This is a genomic window from Haladaptatus sp. CMSO5 (assembly GCF_036689885.1).
In the GTDB taxonomy this organism is placed as follows: domain Archaea; phylum Halobacteriota; class Halobacteria; order Halobacteriales; family Halococcaceae; genus QDMS2.
The window spans coordinates 2,793,642-2,809,482 of the sequence record NZ_JBAHVW010000001.1 but is presented as its reverse complement, the minus strand read 5'-3'; the positions used below and the strand labels follow the sequence as shown (position 1 = coordinate 2,809,482).

At 60.8% G+C, this 15,841-nt stretch carries 12 protein-coding genes; 6 read left to right on the top strand and 6 right to left on the bottom strand.

What is annotated here, in order from left to right:
• The first annotated feature begins 3 nt into the window (after nt 1-3).
• On the top strand, nt 4-1,005 hold the full coding sequence (locus V5N12_RS15060; protein WP_332899995.1) for a glycosyltransferase family 2 protein: 1,002 nt from the start codon (nt 4-6) through the stop codon (nt 1,003-1,005).
• Here V5N12_RS15060 and V5N12_RS15055 read toward each other — a convergent pair whose 3' ends face one another.
• Nucleotides 1,006-1,644, bottom strand: a complete 639-nt coding sequence (locus tag V5N12_RS15055) for an HAD family hydrolase (protein ID WP_332899994.1) — start codon at nt 1,642-1,644, stop codon at nt 1,006-1,008.
• 81 nt (nt 1,645-1,725) lie between these two features.
• Between V5N12_RS15055 and V5N12_RS15050 the strand changes: the two genes are divergently transcribed.
• The gene (locus tag V5N12_RS15050) at nt 1,726-2,766 is read left to right on the top strand and encodes a hypothetical protein (protein ID WP_332899993.1); all 1,041 of its coding nucleotides are present in this window, start codon (nt 1,726-1,728) and stop codon (nt 2,764-2,766) included.
• A 14-nt stretch (nt 2,767-2,780) separates the two neighbouring features.
• Here the strand turns inward: V5N12_RS15050 and V5N12_RS15045 are convergent, their stop codons facing one another.
• From V5N12_RS15045 to V5N12_RS15025, 5 genes are read right to left on the bottom strand one after another with little or no spacing between them, the layout of a single operon-like run.
• Complete coding sequence (locus V5N12_RS15045) at nt 2,781-4,766, bottom strand: DUF2206 domain-containing protein (RefSeq protein ID WP_332899992.1); 1,986 nt, start codon at nt 4,764-4,766, stop codon at nt 2,781-2,783.
• Nucleotides 4,759-5,688 (bottom strand): glycosyltransferase, encoded by a 930-nt coding sequence (locus V5N12_RS15040; RefSeq protein ID WP_332899991.1) that lies wholly within the window; start codon nt 5,686-5,688, stop codon nt 4,759-4,761. Before V5N12_RS15040 ends, V5N12_RS15045 begins: the two co-directional genes overlap by 8 nt.
• Nucleotides 5,685-6,704: a DUF354 domain-containing protein gene (locus V5N12_RS15035; RefSeq protein WP_332899990.1), complete on the bottom strand. Its 1,020-nt coding sequence runs from the start codon at nt 6,702-6,704 to the stop codon at nt 5,685-5,687. Before V5N12_RS15035 ends, V5N12_RS15040 begins: the two co-directional genes overlap by 4 nt.
• A complete protein-coding gene (locus V5N12_RS15030; protein ID WP_332899989.1) occupies nt 6,704-7,708 on the bottom strand; it encodes a glycosyltransferase family 2 protein in 1,005 nt (334 codons plus the stop codon). The genes V5N12_RS15035 and V5N12_RS15030 overlap by 1 nt, the downstream gene beginning before the upstream one ends.
• Before the next feature lie 2 nt (nt 7,709-7,710).
• Entirely contained in the window at nt 7,711-9,060 is a 1,350-nt protein-coding gene (locus V5N12_RS15025) for a nucleotide sugar dehydrogenase (protein ID WP_332899988.1), read from the bottom strand.
• A gap of 416 nt (nt 9,061-9,476) precedes the next feature.
• Here V5N12_RS15025 and V5N12_RS15020 point away from each other — a divergent pair, with 416 nt between their 5' ends.
• From V5N12_RS15020 to V5N12_RS15005, 4 genes are all read left to right on the top strand, one after another.
• A complete protein-coding gene (locus V5N12_RS15020; protein ID WP_332899987.1) occupies nt 9,477-10,115 on the top strand; it encodes a DUF7344 domain-containing protein in 639 nt (212 codons plus the stop codon).
• Between the two features lie 409 nt (nt 10,116-10,524).
• Nucleotides 10,525-11,916, top strand: coding sequence for a helix-turn-helix transcriptional regulator (locus tag V5N12_RS15015; protein WP_332899986.1), 1,392 nt, complete (start codon nt 10,525-10,527; stop codon nt 11,914-11,916).
• A gap of 310 nt (nt 11,917-12,226) precedes the next feature.
• Complete coding sequence (gene glmS / locus V5N12_RS15010) at nt 12,227-14,044, top strand: glutamine--fructose-6-phosphate transaminase (isomerizing) (protein WP_332899985.1); 1,818 nt, start codon at nt 12,227-12,229, stop codon at nt 14,042-14,044.
• Nucleotides 14,045-14,072: 28 nt separating this feature from the next.
• On the top strand, nt 14,073-15,761 hold the full coding sequence (locus V5N12_RS15005; RefSeq protein ID WP_332899984.1) for an asparagine synthase-related protein: 1,689 nt from the start codon (nt 14,073-14,075) through the stop codon (nt 15,759-15,761).
• The last annotated feature ends 80 nt before the right edge of the window (nt 15,762-15,841 follow it).

Genomic DNA, 15,841 nt, shown 5'->3' with positions numbered 1-15,841 from the left:
CTGATGCCCACCGTAAGCGTCGTCATTCCAACCTACAATCGCAGCGAAGAGGTGACCCACGCCATCGATAGCGTCCTCGCCCAGACCTACGACGACTTCGAACTGCTCGTCGTGGACGATGGCTCGACGGACGACACGAAGGAGGTCGTCACCGGTTACGACGACGACCGCGTGAAGTTCATCGAACACGAGGAAAATCAGGGCGCACCCGCTGCGCGAAACACCGGAATCGAGCACGCAGAAGGCGAATACGTCGCCTTCCTCGACTCGGACGACGAGTGGCTCCCGCTCAAACTCGAACGACAAGTGGACTATCTCGAATCGAAAGGCGACGGCTGGGTGGCGGTCTACTGTGACGTGGACATGAAAACGAAGGGAACGAGCGGCCCGATGCGCTCGCTCGCCGCCTCGTTCCTCTCGAAATCCGACCCCGAAACCCCGACCGAAGGGGGCGACGAACTCGTAGAAGAGGTACTCGCAGACCGGCTGCACACGAGCGCGGGTTCGACGCTCATGGTTCGGACGGACGTGGCGCGGAAAATCGAGGGCTTCGACACCACCTTCCGACGCTTCCAAGACCCCGAGTTCCTGATGCGCGTCCTGCGCGAGGGGAAACTCGCCCACGTCGCAGAACCGCTCGTTGTCCGCCACGAATCGGGCGACCCGCCCGCGGACATCGTCCGCGAGGCAGACGAGAAATATCTTGAAAAATTCGCTGACGTGGTCGACGACTTAGAGGCAAAAGGCCACGACGTGCGCGGCAGCCACAACCTCGTGCTCGCCAAACTCTACCTCAACGAGGGCAACCTCATGACCGGTCTCCAGTACTTCGTCCGGTCGAACGCCCGCGCCCGCCACTACCCCGGCATTCTGTGGGCGACCCAAAACGGCATCCGCGAGAACGGACAGGGCAAGGCCGTCCTCGCCGCCGGTGTCGGCCTCGTCGCCGTCCTCGTGTTGTTCGTCCTCCTCACCGGTGGGTCGAACGCAGACCCCGAAAACTAACTACCCGAACAGCCCCGCGAGCGCGGCGAGCCCTGAGAGGCCGCGCACTTCAACCGGCAGTTCTGCGCCCTCGTTTACGTAAATCGGCATGAACCCCGTCTCGACAGCCGGGCGCATGTCCGCATCGCGGTCGTCGCCAACCATGACGTACGCATCCGCGCTGAGTCGCTCTTTTGCCATCTCGAACATCCTCGGGTCGGGCTTGTGTGCGTCCACGTCGTAGGAGCAGAGGATGGTATCGAAGTAGTCGTCGAGGCCGTGGTGGGCGAGTTTGCGTTTCTGGACGTGGGTGACGCCGTTCGTGAGGACGCCGAGTTGGTACTCGCCTGCCAACTCCGAGAGCAAGTCGTGGGCTGCGGGCGTGGGTTCGGTTCCTGCAAGTTCAGCTTCCAGCCACGCTTCCGCGAGCGTTTCTGGCGACACGTCGAGGTTCGCGTGCTCGACCACGGCGGCCATCCCCACCTCGTAGGGGTTCGGGTCGAATGCCTCGAACGCGTCGAAGAAGGCAGTGTGTCGAATCTCGTGCCACGCGGGGTCACAGCGTCCGACCACTTCCTCGAACGCTTCTTTCACGATGGCTTGGTAGTTGCCGTACTGGAGTAGCGTGCCGTCGAGGTCGAAGTAGAGGGCTTTCTCCATGTCGGGGTGTCTCTCGGGCGCGGGGAAAACAGTATCCCACAGACAGAAAACTTATTTCTAGGTGTAAACGAGTTAACATTCTTGACTCCGCTCTCCCGCCGTCGGCTCTTGAAAGCCGGGGCGCTCACCCTCTCGACTGGTCTTGCAGGCTGTGCCACCCGCGACACTGGTGACGACGACGCGGCAACGACTGTGACGCCAGCTCCCATTCCGACGGACGAACCCACCGAGACGCAGCCGACGACGCCGCAAACGACGACACAAACGCAGACACCGGAGCCTGTCTGGCTCCACATGTCGGCCACACCACGGTCTGACTCTCGTATTCTCGAATCGCTGTTCTGGCGGGTGGGTGCCTTCGACAGCAGGACACAGGCGCTGGTCACAGAGGTGCTCGAAAGCGAGACGTTCGAAGTCACTGCCACGGAGCGGTCGAGTCTCGGCCGAGTCACGTTCGTCGAAACTGACGAGACGTACTACCGCATCGACCGCGAGGAACTCGGTGACCCAAAGCCACTCGAATACGAGATTTCCTTCACTGCCGTCACGACGTGTCCCGACACCCCCGACGTAGAGCGCGAGCACGCTCGCAGCGAAGCCATCCCATTTTCCTCGCTTTCGACAATAGACCAGTCAGTTACGTCGGAATTTGATTCGATATTCGACGAAGTACGTTGTGGCTCGATGATCTTCTGGTACGAATTCGACTCGCATCAGGCAGTACGCGACTCTGTGTACACGCAATCAGGCTCGTTTCACGTCGAGTACAAAGACGAGGTATGGCGCGTCTCAAGCAAGGTGGCGAGGTACGCCACGAAATACCCACACTACCGGTATTCGGTTACCAAGAAATCATCGTCGCGCTCGGAGTTTTCTCTTCCCGAAGAGTTCGTCTCCCACATCGACACCGACTCGTTACTAAAAGAAGAACAAGTCCACCTGGCAACACTGCTCGAAGACGGCCATCTCAAAATTCAGGATACCAACGAGGCGACGCTTATCACCAGACACCTGCTCAATCGACTCACCGAGGCGGGCCAACGCGGCCCGGGGAAACACTTCTATTTCGAAGTCAACGGTGAGTACTACGCGCTCGATTACTGGTTCACGCAGGAACCGTAGAAACGAATCTGCGGTCAGATAGCCCCGTTCGAACAGAGCACCACGTCGCCGTTCGAGTAGAGGTTATCCATGCCGACGCGACAGAGGCGGTCTTGTGGAATGTTACGGATTTTCGCCACACTCACGTTGCTGCCTTCCGGATAGTTCTGGAAGAACGTCGCTTCCTCGTTCTGGGCCGCGCGATACATCACCACGTCATGGGTGACGGGGCCGGTATCGTTCACGACGGCCGCGTCGGCCATGTAGGTATCAGACCGGAAGAACACCGTCTGGTACGGATGGTCCGTGTAGATCACCTCATTGGGTCGAATCTCCTCTGAGTCCGGACGGCCGGTCATCGCCCCAACCGTGTAGACGGCATCGAGTTCCTGTTCGGTGTAGCTGAGTCGGGCACGGTCTTGGTCGAAGACCGGGTTGTCAATCGCCCCGTGGCTCGACATAACCATCATCCCCGGGAAGATGAGGACGAAGATGAGCATGACGGCGACCACGACCTTTGGATAGAGGTTAAAGGACATGTGCCGGACGCCGATTGCGCCCATAATCGCGAGCGGCGCGTAGAGGAACGCGAACCAGCGCTGTGGGATGAAGTTACGAATCCCGAACATCGGCAGCCCGAGCACGAACACGAGCATGATGACGCTCGCGATGAGCAGGGTGAACACCGAGTGGCGAGAGCGCTCTCGGCGGAGGATGTAGAGACACCCGACGATTGCGATAAACAGCAAGAGGAGGAAGCCAATCGTGTCCACATAGAGCGCGATTTGTTCGACGATCGTCGGGCCGGACCCTGCGCCGGCAGAGCTTCCCGCCCCACTCCCGCTTGCGAGATTCAGGAATCCGGCGGTGTCTGCGAGGGTTCTCGTCAGGTAGTTCAACACCGTCTCAAGGAACGAATTGCCGCGATACGGGGTGAACGACCACATGAACGTGATGAAGCCAGCGTCAAACACCAAGAGGCCAGAGAGGTTCACCGCGGGAGTGAAGCTCACGGCGTCGGGGCGGACGGCGTCGGGCTTGAACAGGTCAAGGCGCAGAATGATTTGGGCGACCACCGCAGAGCCAACGACCACCATCATGATGAACGACGACACCTGGTGGGTGAGGATGAGCGCGATGCTGAAGAACAACAGCAACACGAGGTCCTTGAGTTCGTGTTCGGTCTGCATCACCCGCACCATCGCGTAGAGCACGGCGAGAAACAGCAGGAGACCGTGGCTCGTCGGAATGAGGTGAATCCCCCATTCGAGCACGTAGTCACCGACGCCGTAGATGGCGGCGGCGAACAGCGCCCACCGGGTGGCGACGAGCAGGCGCGTCGTCGAGTAGATGAGCAACACCGCAAACGGCATCGCCAGTCCGAGTGAGAGGTAGAGCGCGTCGCGTAGCGACACCTCAAGCAGGATGGCGACGCCGACCACGAGCAGGTGGAAAAACGGCGCAGCGTAGTGCTTGTCGTCTGAAATCGCAGCCAAGCTGCGCTGTTCGTAAACCGGTCGCGCAATCTGCTCCATGTGCGTCCAGATGTCGATGCCGATGTAGCCCGGCGAGGTGAACAGCGCCGAAAGCCGGAGGACGACGGCGAACGCAACGATTTGGGCGAGCACCCACCGTGGCCGAATGTCTTCGTCCGGCGCGAACAGTATCTGAAACAGGATGAGCACGCCGATGATGCTCGACACGTCGAAGAACACCGAGACGCGTCCGCCGCCGAGCGACGCAATCATGATGAGTCCCGCGATGCCGGTGAAGACAATACTCGGGAGGATGCGTGACAGGCCAACCGGTAACGTCGGGTGGCCCGCCGTGTCGCCGCCTTCGAACCGCAGCGTCAGCAAGTAGAGGATACACGCCGTCCCGAGGACGAGCGGAATCGTCTTGATGTAAATCTGGGAGGCGAAAAAACGCAGCGGGAACAGCGCAATCGCCAGCAGCAAGCCGAGGATGGCGGCGTCCCTGTCGAAGTGGCGGTAGGCCAACATTCGCTTGAGTCTACCCATGGCGCACCTCCGCCATCGGGCAGGTCACGTCGTGATACACCGAGAGCAGTCGGTCGGTCATCTCGTCGATGCTGAGACAGTCAATCGTCTCGCGGCCATCAGAGCGCGTCTCAGCGCCTGAAACCGCCTCTATGCCAGCGGTGAGTTCGTCGTCAGTTCGGCCGACAACGCTGTTCGCCACCGGTTCGAGCACGTCGCGGGCGAATCCCACGTCGGTCGAGACCACGGGCACGTTACACGCCGCGGCTTCTTTCACGACCATCGGCCCGCTCTCGCGTTTCGAGGTGACGAGCACGAGGTCGCTTGCGTTGAAATAGTACGGCATCTCGTCGTAGTCAACTCCTGAAATCGGTTTGAGGGTGATGTCACCGTTCGCGGCATTGACCACGCGCTTCGCTCGCGGGTAGTCTTTCACGTCGCGGTCGGTGTCGTACGGAAACAGCACCACGGTTTCGTCTGCGTCCCAGCCGAGGTGCTCGCGCGCTTCGGCACGGTCGATTGGCCGGAATAGGTCAGTATCGACGCCAAAGGGAATCACGGTGTGCTCGACATCAAGGCGCTCGGAGAGGGTCTTCGAGGGAACGACCACCGCGTCGGCGTAGCGGGCACACTGCTCTGAGAGTTTCTGGAGCCACGTTGGCCCCATGAGGTCGGTGCCCCAGAACGTCATCACGACGGGGCGACGCGGCTGAGCGAGTGCGAACGGGGCGGTGAGGCCGAAGTTCGCGTGCACCACGTCCGCACCGCCGAGGGAGGCTGAGAGCACGTCGGGGACGTATTCAAGCAGCTCTCGGGGACCGCGACCCCCGTCTTCGGGACGAGGCATCGTGCGAACCGGGGCAGAAACGCCCCGGGATTCTAAGCCCGCGACTTGCTGGTCGAAAAACGGGCGCGGGGTCGTGACGAGTTGCAGGGCCTTCATGCGGTCACCTCCCGTAACTGCTCGCGGATGACATCGGTCGTATCGACCTTGTCTGCGAGCAGCGCCTCGCGTTTTGCCGCCCAGTCGGTGTCGCCTTCGAGGAGCGAGACGGCCGTTTCGAGCGCCTCTTCGTGGCGATTCTCGCCGTTGCAGTTGAACAGGAGGCCGTATTCCTCGTCTAATTCGTCTGTGTAGCCCATGGTGAGGGAGTTTACGTAAACGGCGGGCGTGCCGAGCACCGCACTTTCGGCGGCCATCGTCGCGCCCTCGCCGATGAATAAATCGGCTGCGCCGAGCAGGTGGTGGATTTCGTGGGGAGCCACCGAAATCTGCTTTGCGGCCAGCGAGTCGGGGAAGTCACCCTCCGCGGTGATGACGACCTCTGCGCCCGTGGCTTCGAGCCGTGAGACGACTTCTTCGACGTCGTCGAAGCCACCCTTGCCCACGTCATGGGACGCGCCCCACTCGATGAGCCGAAGGACGACCAGTTTGTCGTCCGTCTCAGCAACTTCGGGCACTTTCGACTCGTCCACCTCGAAACGGTCTGGGTGGAGGTAGGCGAGTTCGTGATAGCTCGGGTAGCGTCGCTGGTGGGGGCCAATCGTGTCGCGGTAGCAGTCGGGGGTTGCGATGCGGTGGGCGAACGGGTAGGCAAGCCCCTTGATGATGGTCGCGTGTTCCGTATCGTAGAACACGAGACTCTTCGCACCGACGAGCCGCGAGACGTGGGCCGCCGCCACCCCGCCGATTGCGGTGATGACGTCCGGCTCGATGTCGCGGGCTCGTTTGAGCAAACGCGCCTCGTAGACGGCTTGCACGCGGGCGAGCTGGGAGAGGCCGCTGCCCGTCCCAGCGAGCACCTCGTGCTCGATGTCGAAGCGGTCGAGCAAGTCGAGGGCCATCTCCTTGTCGCGGGCGAAGACGTGGACGTCGTGGCCTTCGTCCTCCAACTCCGCGATTGCGTGGCGGAAGAAGTGGACGTGGGCCGGATGCTGGATAGTGACCATCACCCGCATCAGGCGGGCACCTCCAGGTGCTCGTTTGCGGCGTGGTCGAAGCTAATCGCAAGCAGGATGAACAGCGTTGCGAACAGCCCTGTCACGATGGTCGTGGCAAACGCCACGAGCGCAGACCCTGCGGTGAACAGGGTCACGAGGGTGGCGAGCAGGAAGATACCCGTGAGGCCGAGGGTTCCGAGACCCGCGAGGTAAAACAGCGCAAGCGGGTGGAATCCTGTCACGAGGTACTTCTTTTTGAGCCGGGAGAGGAAGTTCCGGAACAACATGCCAGACACCTTTGGGATGTAGCTGGTGTAGTCGATGGAACTCTCCTCGTCGCCGTACTCTGCGGGCATCGCCACGTCAGCGACCCGCATGTCGTGGATGTTGAGTCGCACCAGAAGCTCGTTGCAGTAGCCGTAGTATTCGTAGAGGCTCGGAATGTCAACGGCTTCTAACGCGTCGTGGCTGATGGCGGTGTAGCCGTTCTGTGAATCGGCGATTTGCCAGTAGCCACTCGCAATTTTCGTCAGAAACGAGAGCATCACGTTTCCAACTAGCCGGAAGCGAGGCATCGCGTCCAGAAACGCGGGCTCTGCGAGCCGGTTTCCTTTCGTATAGTCTGCCTCTCCGGCAACGATGGGATCGAGAAGGTCGGTGAGTCGGTCGGGGTCCATCTGGCCGTCGGCGTCCAACGTGGAGGTCACGTCAACGCCGTCTTCCAGTGCGCGGCGGTAGCCCGTCTTGAGGGCGCCACCGGCTCCCCGATTGATCTCGTGTTGTATCGGGACGACACGACGGTCGAACGCGAGGCCGCCGTCCGCGACGCGCGCCGTATCTGCTTCGGCGCGGTTCAGGCGGGCTGCTGCCTCACGAATCTCCATCCAGGTTCCGTCGCTGGAGGCGTCATCGACAGCGTAGATGCGGTCAACGTACGCTGGAATCTCGTCGATGACGTCACCGACGAAGCCTTCCTCATTGTACGCTGGCACGACAACGCCGACCGTGTGCCCCCGATACATGCTCAGACCCTCCGGAAGGTGAACTCCTTGTCAGCCGCATCCGCTGGGTCGAAGAAGTTGTCCACGTCCACGACCACGGGGGTGCCGGTCATCTGGCCGACCATGTCACCGAGGTCGATGTCCTTGAACGCCGTGTGACCGGTCGTGAGGAGGACACCGTCGATGTCGGTGAAGTCGAGTTCGTCCTGAATGTCGATGCCGAAGGCGTCGCGCATCGCCGCCGAGTCTGCGTGTGGGTCGAATCCGACGATGTCGATTTGGTACTCGTCTAAGGCACCGATGATTTCCGTGACCTTCGAGGTGCGGATGTCCGCGACGTCCGGCTTATAGGAGAGGCCGAGGATGAGGATGCGGCTGTCTTTGAGGACTTTGCCGCTCTCGTTTAACGCCTTGATGGTCTGGTTTGCGACGTGAGCGGGCATGCGCTCGTTGACCTCGCGGCCCGTGAGCGTCAGGTCGGGCGAGACGCCCTCCTGTTCTGCGCGGTAGGCGAGGAAGAACGGGTCAACGGGGATGCAGTGGCCGCCGACGAGGCCGGGGCGGTAGTCGTGGAAGTTCCACTTCGTCCCGGCGGCTTCGAGCACCGCGTGGGTGTCGATGCCGATCTTGTCGAAGATCATCGCCAGCTCGTTTACGAGTGCGATGTTGATGTCACGCTGGACGTTCTCGACGGCTTTTGCGGCCTCTGCGGTCTCGATGGACGGGGCCTTGTGGATGCCTGCGTCCACGACGGTGCCGTAGAGGTCTGCGAGGTCGTCACAGACGGCGTCGTTCTGGCCGGAGACGATTTTCACAACCTGCGCGAGGCCGTGTTCTTCGTCGCCGGGGGTTGCGCGCTCTGGGGAGTAGCCGACGAAGAAGTCCTCGCCGTTTCGCAGGCCGGACTCGTCTTCGAGGGCGGGAATCACGACGTCGCGGGTCGCACCGGGGTAGACGGTCGATTCGAGCACGACGGTCGTGCCGGTGGACATGTGCTTGCCAACGGTGCGCGCGGCGCTCTCGACGAAGTCCAAATTCGGATTTTTCAGGTCGTCGATTGGCGTTGGCACGGCAATCGTGACGTATTCGGCTTCGTTGATGGCCGTTGGGTCGGTCGTGAACGCGACTTCGCTCGCTGCGATGGCGGCGTCACCGAGGTCACCGGTGGTGTCCGTCCCGCCGTTCAGGGTTTCGACTTTCTGCTCGCTGATGTCGAAGCCGATGACGGAGTGGCCCGCGCGGTCGAACGCGACGGCGAGCGGGAGGCCAACGTAGCCAAGACCGACGACGGCGATGGTCGCTCCCTCTGTGACGTCCGCACTCTGGGTTGCGGCCGACTGTTGAATCTCGAGGTCGTCAATTGTGGAGTTCATGCCGCGGCCTCCGTGGTTGGCTCTTCGGACGAGCTGAGGCGTTTCATCGCGAGTACGATTCCGACCACACCGACAATGGCCAGGAGTTTTTGTTTTGCTTTCATGGTTCTCGATCTCCCGTGCCGGGTTGTCCCCAGCAATCGGGCTCTGTACTTCGCTCAACTGGCTAACCTCCTTATTATACGGCAGCTAAGTCGCTGACCGTGTGAGAGGATGCCGCGGCTTTGCCCCTCCGTAAGCCATCCCTGCGCACGATAAATGCAATATTTGCCGGTTAAAAACAGGCCATGTCGAATTCTGGGGTTTTGAACGCTTAACAACGGTTTTACAACCGAATTAAACGCTTGAAACACGACGTAACCTACTGCAAACACCGACCCCCTTTATCTTGGAACCGCTGATAGAGTGGAGTAACCATGAGCACCCAACCCCAGAACTCTGACGCCGCTCTCTCTCCGGAATTCGGCGGCGACCCCACAGAGACCGTTGCTCCCCTCTCGAAAGACAACACGTTCCACCTCCTCCAGAACGAACGTCGACGGATGGCCCTTGCGTACCTGAACGAGCAGACGGGCACCGTCGAGATGCGAGATGTGGCAGAGCAGGTCGCAGCATGGGAGAACGACACCACGGTCGAACAACTCCACTCTGACGAGCGCCAGCGCGTCTACATCGCCCTCTACCAGACCCACCTCCCAAAGCTCGACGACGAAGGTGTCATCAACTACAACCAGAGTCGCGGCCTCATCGAGACGACGCCCCACGTCGCAGACCTCTGTGAGTACATCGACATCCCCCAGCTCGCAGCCGAAGCCGAGGCAGACACCACCGCACCGGTCGAAACGACGTCGTCCGCCGCACCGTTCGGTGACTACGAGTTCGAGTGGAGCGACTACTACCTCGGCCTCTCAGGGCTGAGCACGCTCACGCTGCTCGCCTCCTCTGCAGGCCTCATCCCGGCTTCGATTATTCCTCAGTTTGCGATAGTTGTCCTCGTCGTCGCCGCGTTCGCCCTGAGTGCGGCGGGGCAGGCGGTTATGGCCCGAATCCCGTAACTGCTCTCTGTTTTCGCGCCGACTTTCTTCGTTTTCATATCTACTAATCATTACATTCGTGTTTCCTTATATTTTCCAAAAGACTAATACGAGAAACAGACCATCTGTAATCTGTGACGGTTGGGGCTTCCAGACGAAATATATTAACCTCTCACCACCTTTGAACCAGTAATAAACGGTTCCGCCGTGGGGACGGTACATTTAGGGGCCAAAACTCACCGTTGCGTGGACGAGATTACAAACACAATGAACCACTATTCACGGCACTCTGGAACGGGTCTGACGTTCGCCAAGAGCGCCGGGTTTTCGTTGGTGACGCCGCGTCGAGACGGCCTGCGGGCAGGCTGTTTCGCTGGAGGGCAGCCCGGGTATGAAAACTGAGTCAGTGCGATACGTAGTGCTGCTTTTTGTGGCCTGTGCTGTTCTGTTCTCTAGCGTTGCCGGGAGTGCTGTTGCCACGACCAACCAACAAGACGCTGCCGCTGGCATCACGAACGTAACGCACACTGGCGCGGGAATCGTCGAAACGAAAAACGGCACGACGTACGTCTGGCAAGCGGATGCACAGACGATTAACGTGACCTTTACACCGAGCGAAGACATCCAGAGCTATCGAATCTGTCTATCACAAGTCGAATCTACCAACGGCACGACGACCGAACTCGCCTGCAGAGACAAATCAACACAGAACGCTGCAGGAAGCGTGTCGCTGTCGGTGGCGAACCTCAATGGCCAGAAGACGGGGCCACACGATCTGAAAATCGATTTGTACAACATTCAGTCGTTCGACCGCAAACTCATCGACAGCAAGTCCATCCCGATTTACGTGATGCAGAGAGGTGGCGATGAAGACGACGACGGCCTGACCAACGAAAAAGAGGTCACCCTCGGCCTCGACTACACCGCCTCTGACACGGACCAAGACGGCCTCACCGACGGCGAGGAGGTCACGCAGTACCAAACCATCGCCAACAAGGCCGATTCAGACGACGACGGTGCCCGCGACGGCATCGAACTCCAACGCGGAACGGACCCGCTCAACCCCGACACTGACGGGGATGGCGTCACCGACGGCGAGGAGTTAGAGGTCACCGACCCGCTTGACCCAGATACTGACAATGACGGGCTGACCGACGGCGAAGAGCAGTCGCTCGGCACCGACCCAACGCGGGTTGACACCGACAGTGACGGGCTTGACGACGCCACTGAAGCCAAGACCGATTCAGACCCACTCAACGCAGACACCGACAGCGATGGACTCACCGACGGCGTGGAAGCGAAACTCGGGACGAACCTGCTCATCGCCGATACCGACGGCGACGGGCTGTCAGACCGCACCGAGGTTGACTGGGGGACGGACCCACTCAACGGCCTCACAGTCTGGTTGCTCGGAACCGGCACGCTGCTTGGCCTAGGCGGCATCGCTGGCCTCGCATGGTGGCAACGCGAAGAAGTGATTCCGGTCGGCGCGTCCAAAGACGCGTTCAGTCGGGCAGTTCCGACAGAAGCCGCAGACACCGGTTCCGACCCAGAGCCTGTGGAGGCGGCCGAACCGTCCATCCCGGATGCAGACCTTGTGCCGCCGGATACGTTCATCAATCAGCTGCTCACCCAGCGTGGCGGGCAGATGAAACAGACGGACATCGTCGACGAGTCTGGCTGGTCGAAGGCAAAAGTCAGCCGCGAACTCTCGAAGATGGAAGAAAACGGCGCTATCAGCCGCTTCCGCATCGGGCGGGGCAACATCGTCACGCTCTCTGGCCACGAACCCGAGGCGGCAAAATCACAGCTTGAAGACTGACTGTTTTTGGAGACTGTTTGCGGCCTGAATACCATCGTTGTTCATGTATAGCCTCTTTCACGCCCGCGAGTGGTAAGCTTAGATGATAAATAAACGGCCGCTTAGCCGGTGTATAGTAAGGGAGGCATAGTCGGAAGGGTAGTTCAAGGGTCGCCCACTGGCCCCACCCAACCATGCAAATGAACTCATCCAATTCATCCATGAATCGACAGCCAACCTCCGCCACGACTGCGGTCGATGTCTCACCGCAGCTTCTTACAGCCCAGTCGAGACAGCCACGTGTCCGAGCCCATGATGGGAGGGTCGGATAATGTGTGGCATTATTGCCCGCATCGGCAGCGACGATGCATTCGACGACATCCTGACCGGCCTCGAAAACTTAGAGTATCGCGGGTACGATTCAGCCGGGATTGCCATCCAGAACGGCACGGGCATCAAAATCCGCAAAGAAGCTGGTGAGATTTCGGAACTGAAGAACCTCATCGGGAACAACGCCCCGAACGGCAACGTCGGCATTGGCCACACCCGCTGGTCGACTCACGGCGAGCCAACCCAAGACAACGCCCACCCCCACGAAGACTGCACGGGCGACATCGCCGTTGTCCACAACGGCATCATCGAGAACTACGAAGCCCTGCGTAACGAGCTGAAGGCGAAGGGGCACACGTTCACGAGCCAGACGGACACGGAAGTCATCCCGCACCTCATCGAGGAGTTCAAAGCAGACGGTCTCACGACGGACGAAGCGTTCCGCCAGACCATTCGGAAACTCGAAGGCAGCTACGCCATCGCCATGCTCCCCGAGGGCGAAAAGAAGATTTACACCGCCCGACAGGGTTCGCCGCTCGTCGTCGGCCTCAACGACGGCGAGTACTACATCGCGAGCGATGTTCCGGCATTCCTCGACTTCACGGACAAGGTCATGTTCGTCGAAGAGGGCGACGTGGTCATCGTAAACGAAGCCGGCGTCGAAGTAACCGACCTCGCAGGCAACCCAATCGAGCGCGACGTAGAAGAGGTCGACTGGGACGCAGAGGACGCAGAGAAAGATGGCTACGACCACTACATGCAAAAGGAGATTTTCACGCAGCCTGAGGCCCTCTCGAAGACCATCAAAGGCCGCGTGGACGTCGAAAACGAGCAGGTCACGCTCGAAGACTTCCCCGCAGGCGCGTTCTCGGACGTAGACCACATCCAGTTCGTCGCGTGTGGCACCTCGTACCACGCTGCGATGTACGGTGCACACCAGCTCTCAGAGGGCGGCGTCCACGCCCAGCCGTTCCTCGGCAGCGAGTACAACGGGCAGTCAGAACTCCTCACGGAGGACTCGCTCGTCATCGCCGTCACCCAGAGTGGTGAGACGGCAGACACGATGAGCGCGCTGCGCCTCGCCAAAGAGCGCGGTGCCCGCACGCTCGCCGTGACGAACGTCGTCGGCTCGTCGGCCGCCCGCGAGGCAGACGACGCGCTGTTCATCCGCGCTGGCCCCGAGATTGGGGTCGCCGCGACCAAGACGTTCTCCTCGCAGGCCGTCACGCTCACGCTCCTCGCAGAGCGCATCCTCGAAGACGTAGACGGCGGCGAGCCAACCGCAGATCGCAAGGAACTGCTTCGCGGCATCGAAGAACTCCCACGCCACCTCGACCAGGTGTTAGAGACCACCCGCGCAGAACAGCTCATGGCGGACTACGTCGACGACGAGTCGTTCTTCTTCATCGGCCGTGGCCTTGGCCACCCAACGGCGTTAGAAGGCGCGCTCAAGTTCAAGGAGATCACCTACGAGCACGCAGAGGGCTTCGCCGCAGGCGAACTCAAACACGGCCCGCTCGCGCTCGTCACAGACAAAACGCCGGTGTTCGCCATCCTTACCGGTGAGAAAGACGAGAAGACGATTCAGAACGCAGAAGAGGCCGCCGCCCGAGGCGCGCCGGTCATCACCGTTGGGAAGGAGCCAAGCGCCGAAATCGAGGTCGCAGACGCCCACCTCGCCGTACCTGACACCCATCCGAAACTCTCGGCGCTCCTCTCTAACGTCCATCTCCAACTGCTGTCCTACCACATGGCCGCAACGTTAGAGCGGTCTATCGACAAGCCACGGAACCTTGCAAAGAGCGTCACGGTCGAGTAATCAGCAAAAGCTCTCAGGAGGGACTACAATGAAAAAAGAACTATTCGGTGTGTTCGGTGACCGGGACGACTTCACGCGCTATCGCTCGGAATACGAGTTCGACCGCGTGTTGAGTGGCGACGTCGTCACCGTCGGTGTCAGAGACATCGGCCTCGGCATCGACGGCCGGACATCCATCTACAACGGTGACGACGGCCTCTGTGTCATCTGGGGGGAAGTGTTCCCACCAAACCCGGTTACGAAGCCGCCAGCCGAGTGGCTGTTCGAGCGGTACAAGGAAGACGGCGACGAGGCCTTCGGCGAGAACAACGGCTCGTCGGTCATCCTCATCGAACACGACGGCGAGGCGAAAATCGCCGTTGACACCATTCGCTCGTGGGAAGTGTTCTACACGGACGCCCCCGGCAAGCGCGTGTTCGGCACCGACGCCTCGCAGGTCGCCCGCCCCATCCAGACGCCCGAAGTCACCCAGAAATCCCTCTATGAGTTCCTCCATCTCGGCTTCGTCTTAGACGGTCGCACCGTCTTCGACCAGCTCCGGCGGGTGCCCTTCGACGGCTACCTCACCGAGACGGGCACCGACACCCTGCGTCGATTCGTCTACGAGCCAGAGGAGTTCGACTACGCGGAGGAACTCGCCCGCCGCCTCCAGCGCGCGATTCGGCGGCGCTCGCACCTGCCCGGCCGCAAAGGCCTCCTGTTGAGTGCGGGCTACGACTCGCGGTGTATCCTCTCGCAACTGCCCGAAATCGACGAGACGTTCACCATCGGCACGACAGGGACGCCCGAAGTTGAGGTGGCAAAACGCCTCGCAGACCAGTACGACGCGTCTCACTCGGTGCTCGAAACCGACGACAAGTACCTGAACACCGGCGACGAGGTCATCAAGCACACCAACGGCGTCAAAGAGTCGCTCCACATCCACCACGGCGGCTATGACGACGAGATGCAGGTCGATACGCTGTTCCACGGCCTGCTGTTCGACACCCTCCTGCGCGGGCACTTCCTGCCCCGCGACGGTATCGAAATCCTCGGGAAAACCGTCCCGCGCGAGCGCCTCGACCCCGAACCAGACCCCATCGAGCACCTCGCAACGACGCTCGGGATGTTCAGCAGCAACGAGAGCTTAGACCTCACAAGCGCGTCGGTGGACGCAAACGACGCCTCAACGTTCATCCGCGAGCAGATTCGCTCCGAGTTCGGCCGCTTTACCGACCGCTGTGAGTCGGTGTACGACGCTATCGAACTGTTCACCGTCCGCGCGATGCCGACTCAGGCGTTCCACACGCACCTCGCGTCGAACTATCTGGACGCCTTCATCGCCGCCGACAAGGAACTCATCGAGTGGCACTTGAAGACGCCGCCGGAACACCGTAACGAGCAGACGTACTTGAAGGCGCTGCGCAAACTCGACCCGGACATGCTGAAACACCGGCCACCAGACCGCCCACACGACTCCTCGCAGTTGAACGAAGTCGAGACGTTCCTCCGGCGGGTCGTCCCCGGCCTCGAAGCCGCAGGCAACCCGTGGCCAGACCGCCGCGTCGTCTACGACCGGTACAACTTAGACCAGAAGCTGTTCCCCGGCTACACGTCGGTGCACTCGCTGCCCGTGCGGATGAAACTCCGCATCAACGACATCAGCCGGTGGATGCGGCTTTCGACCAGTGAATCCCAGCTGACCCCAGAAGAGGTCATCGCCCCGCCGCGCGTCTGATTTTCGATCAGTTCCTTCGCTCGTCTCGCATTGTGTTCGGCATCGTCAGAGCGATTCGCTCGAGTGGCGTGTCCGTGTCT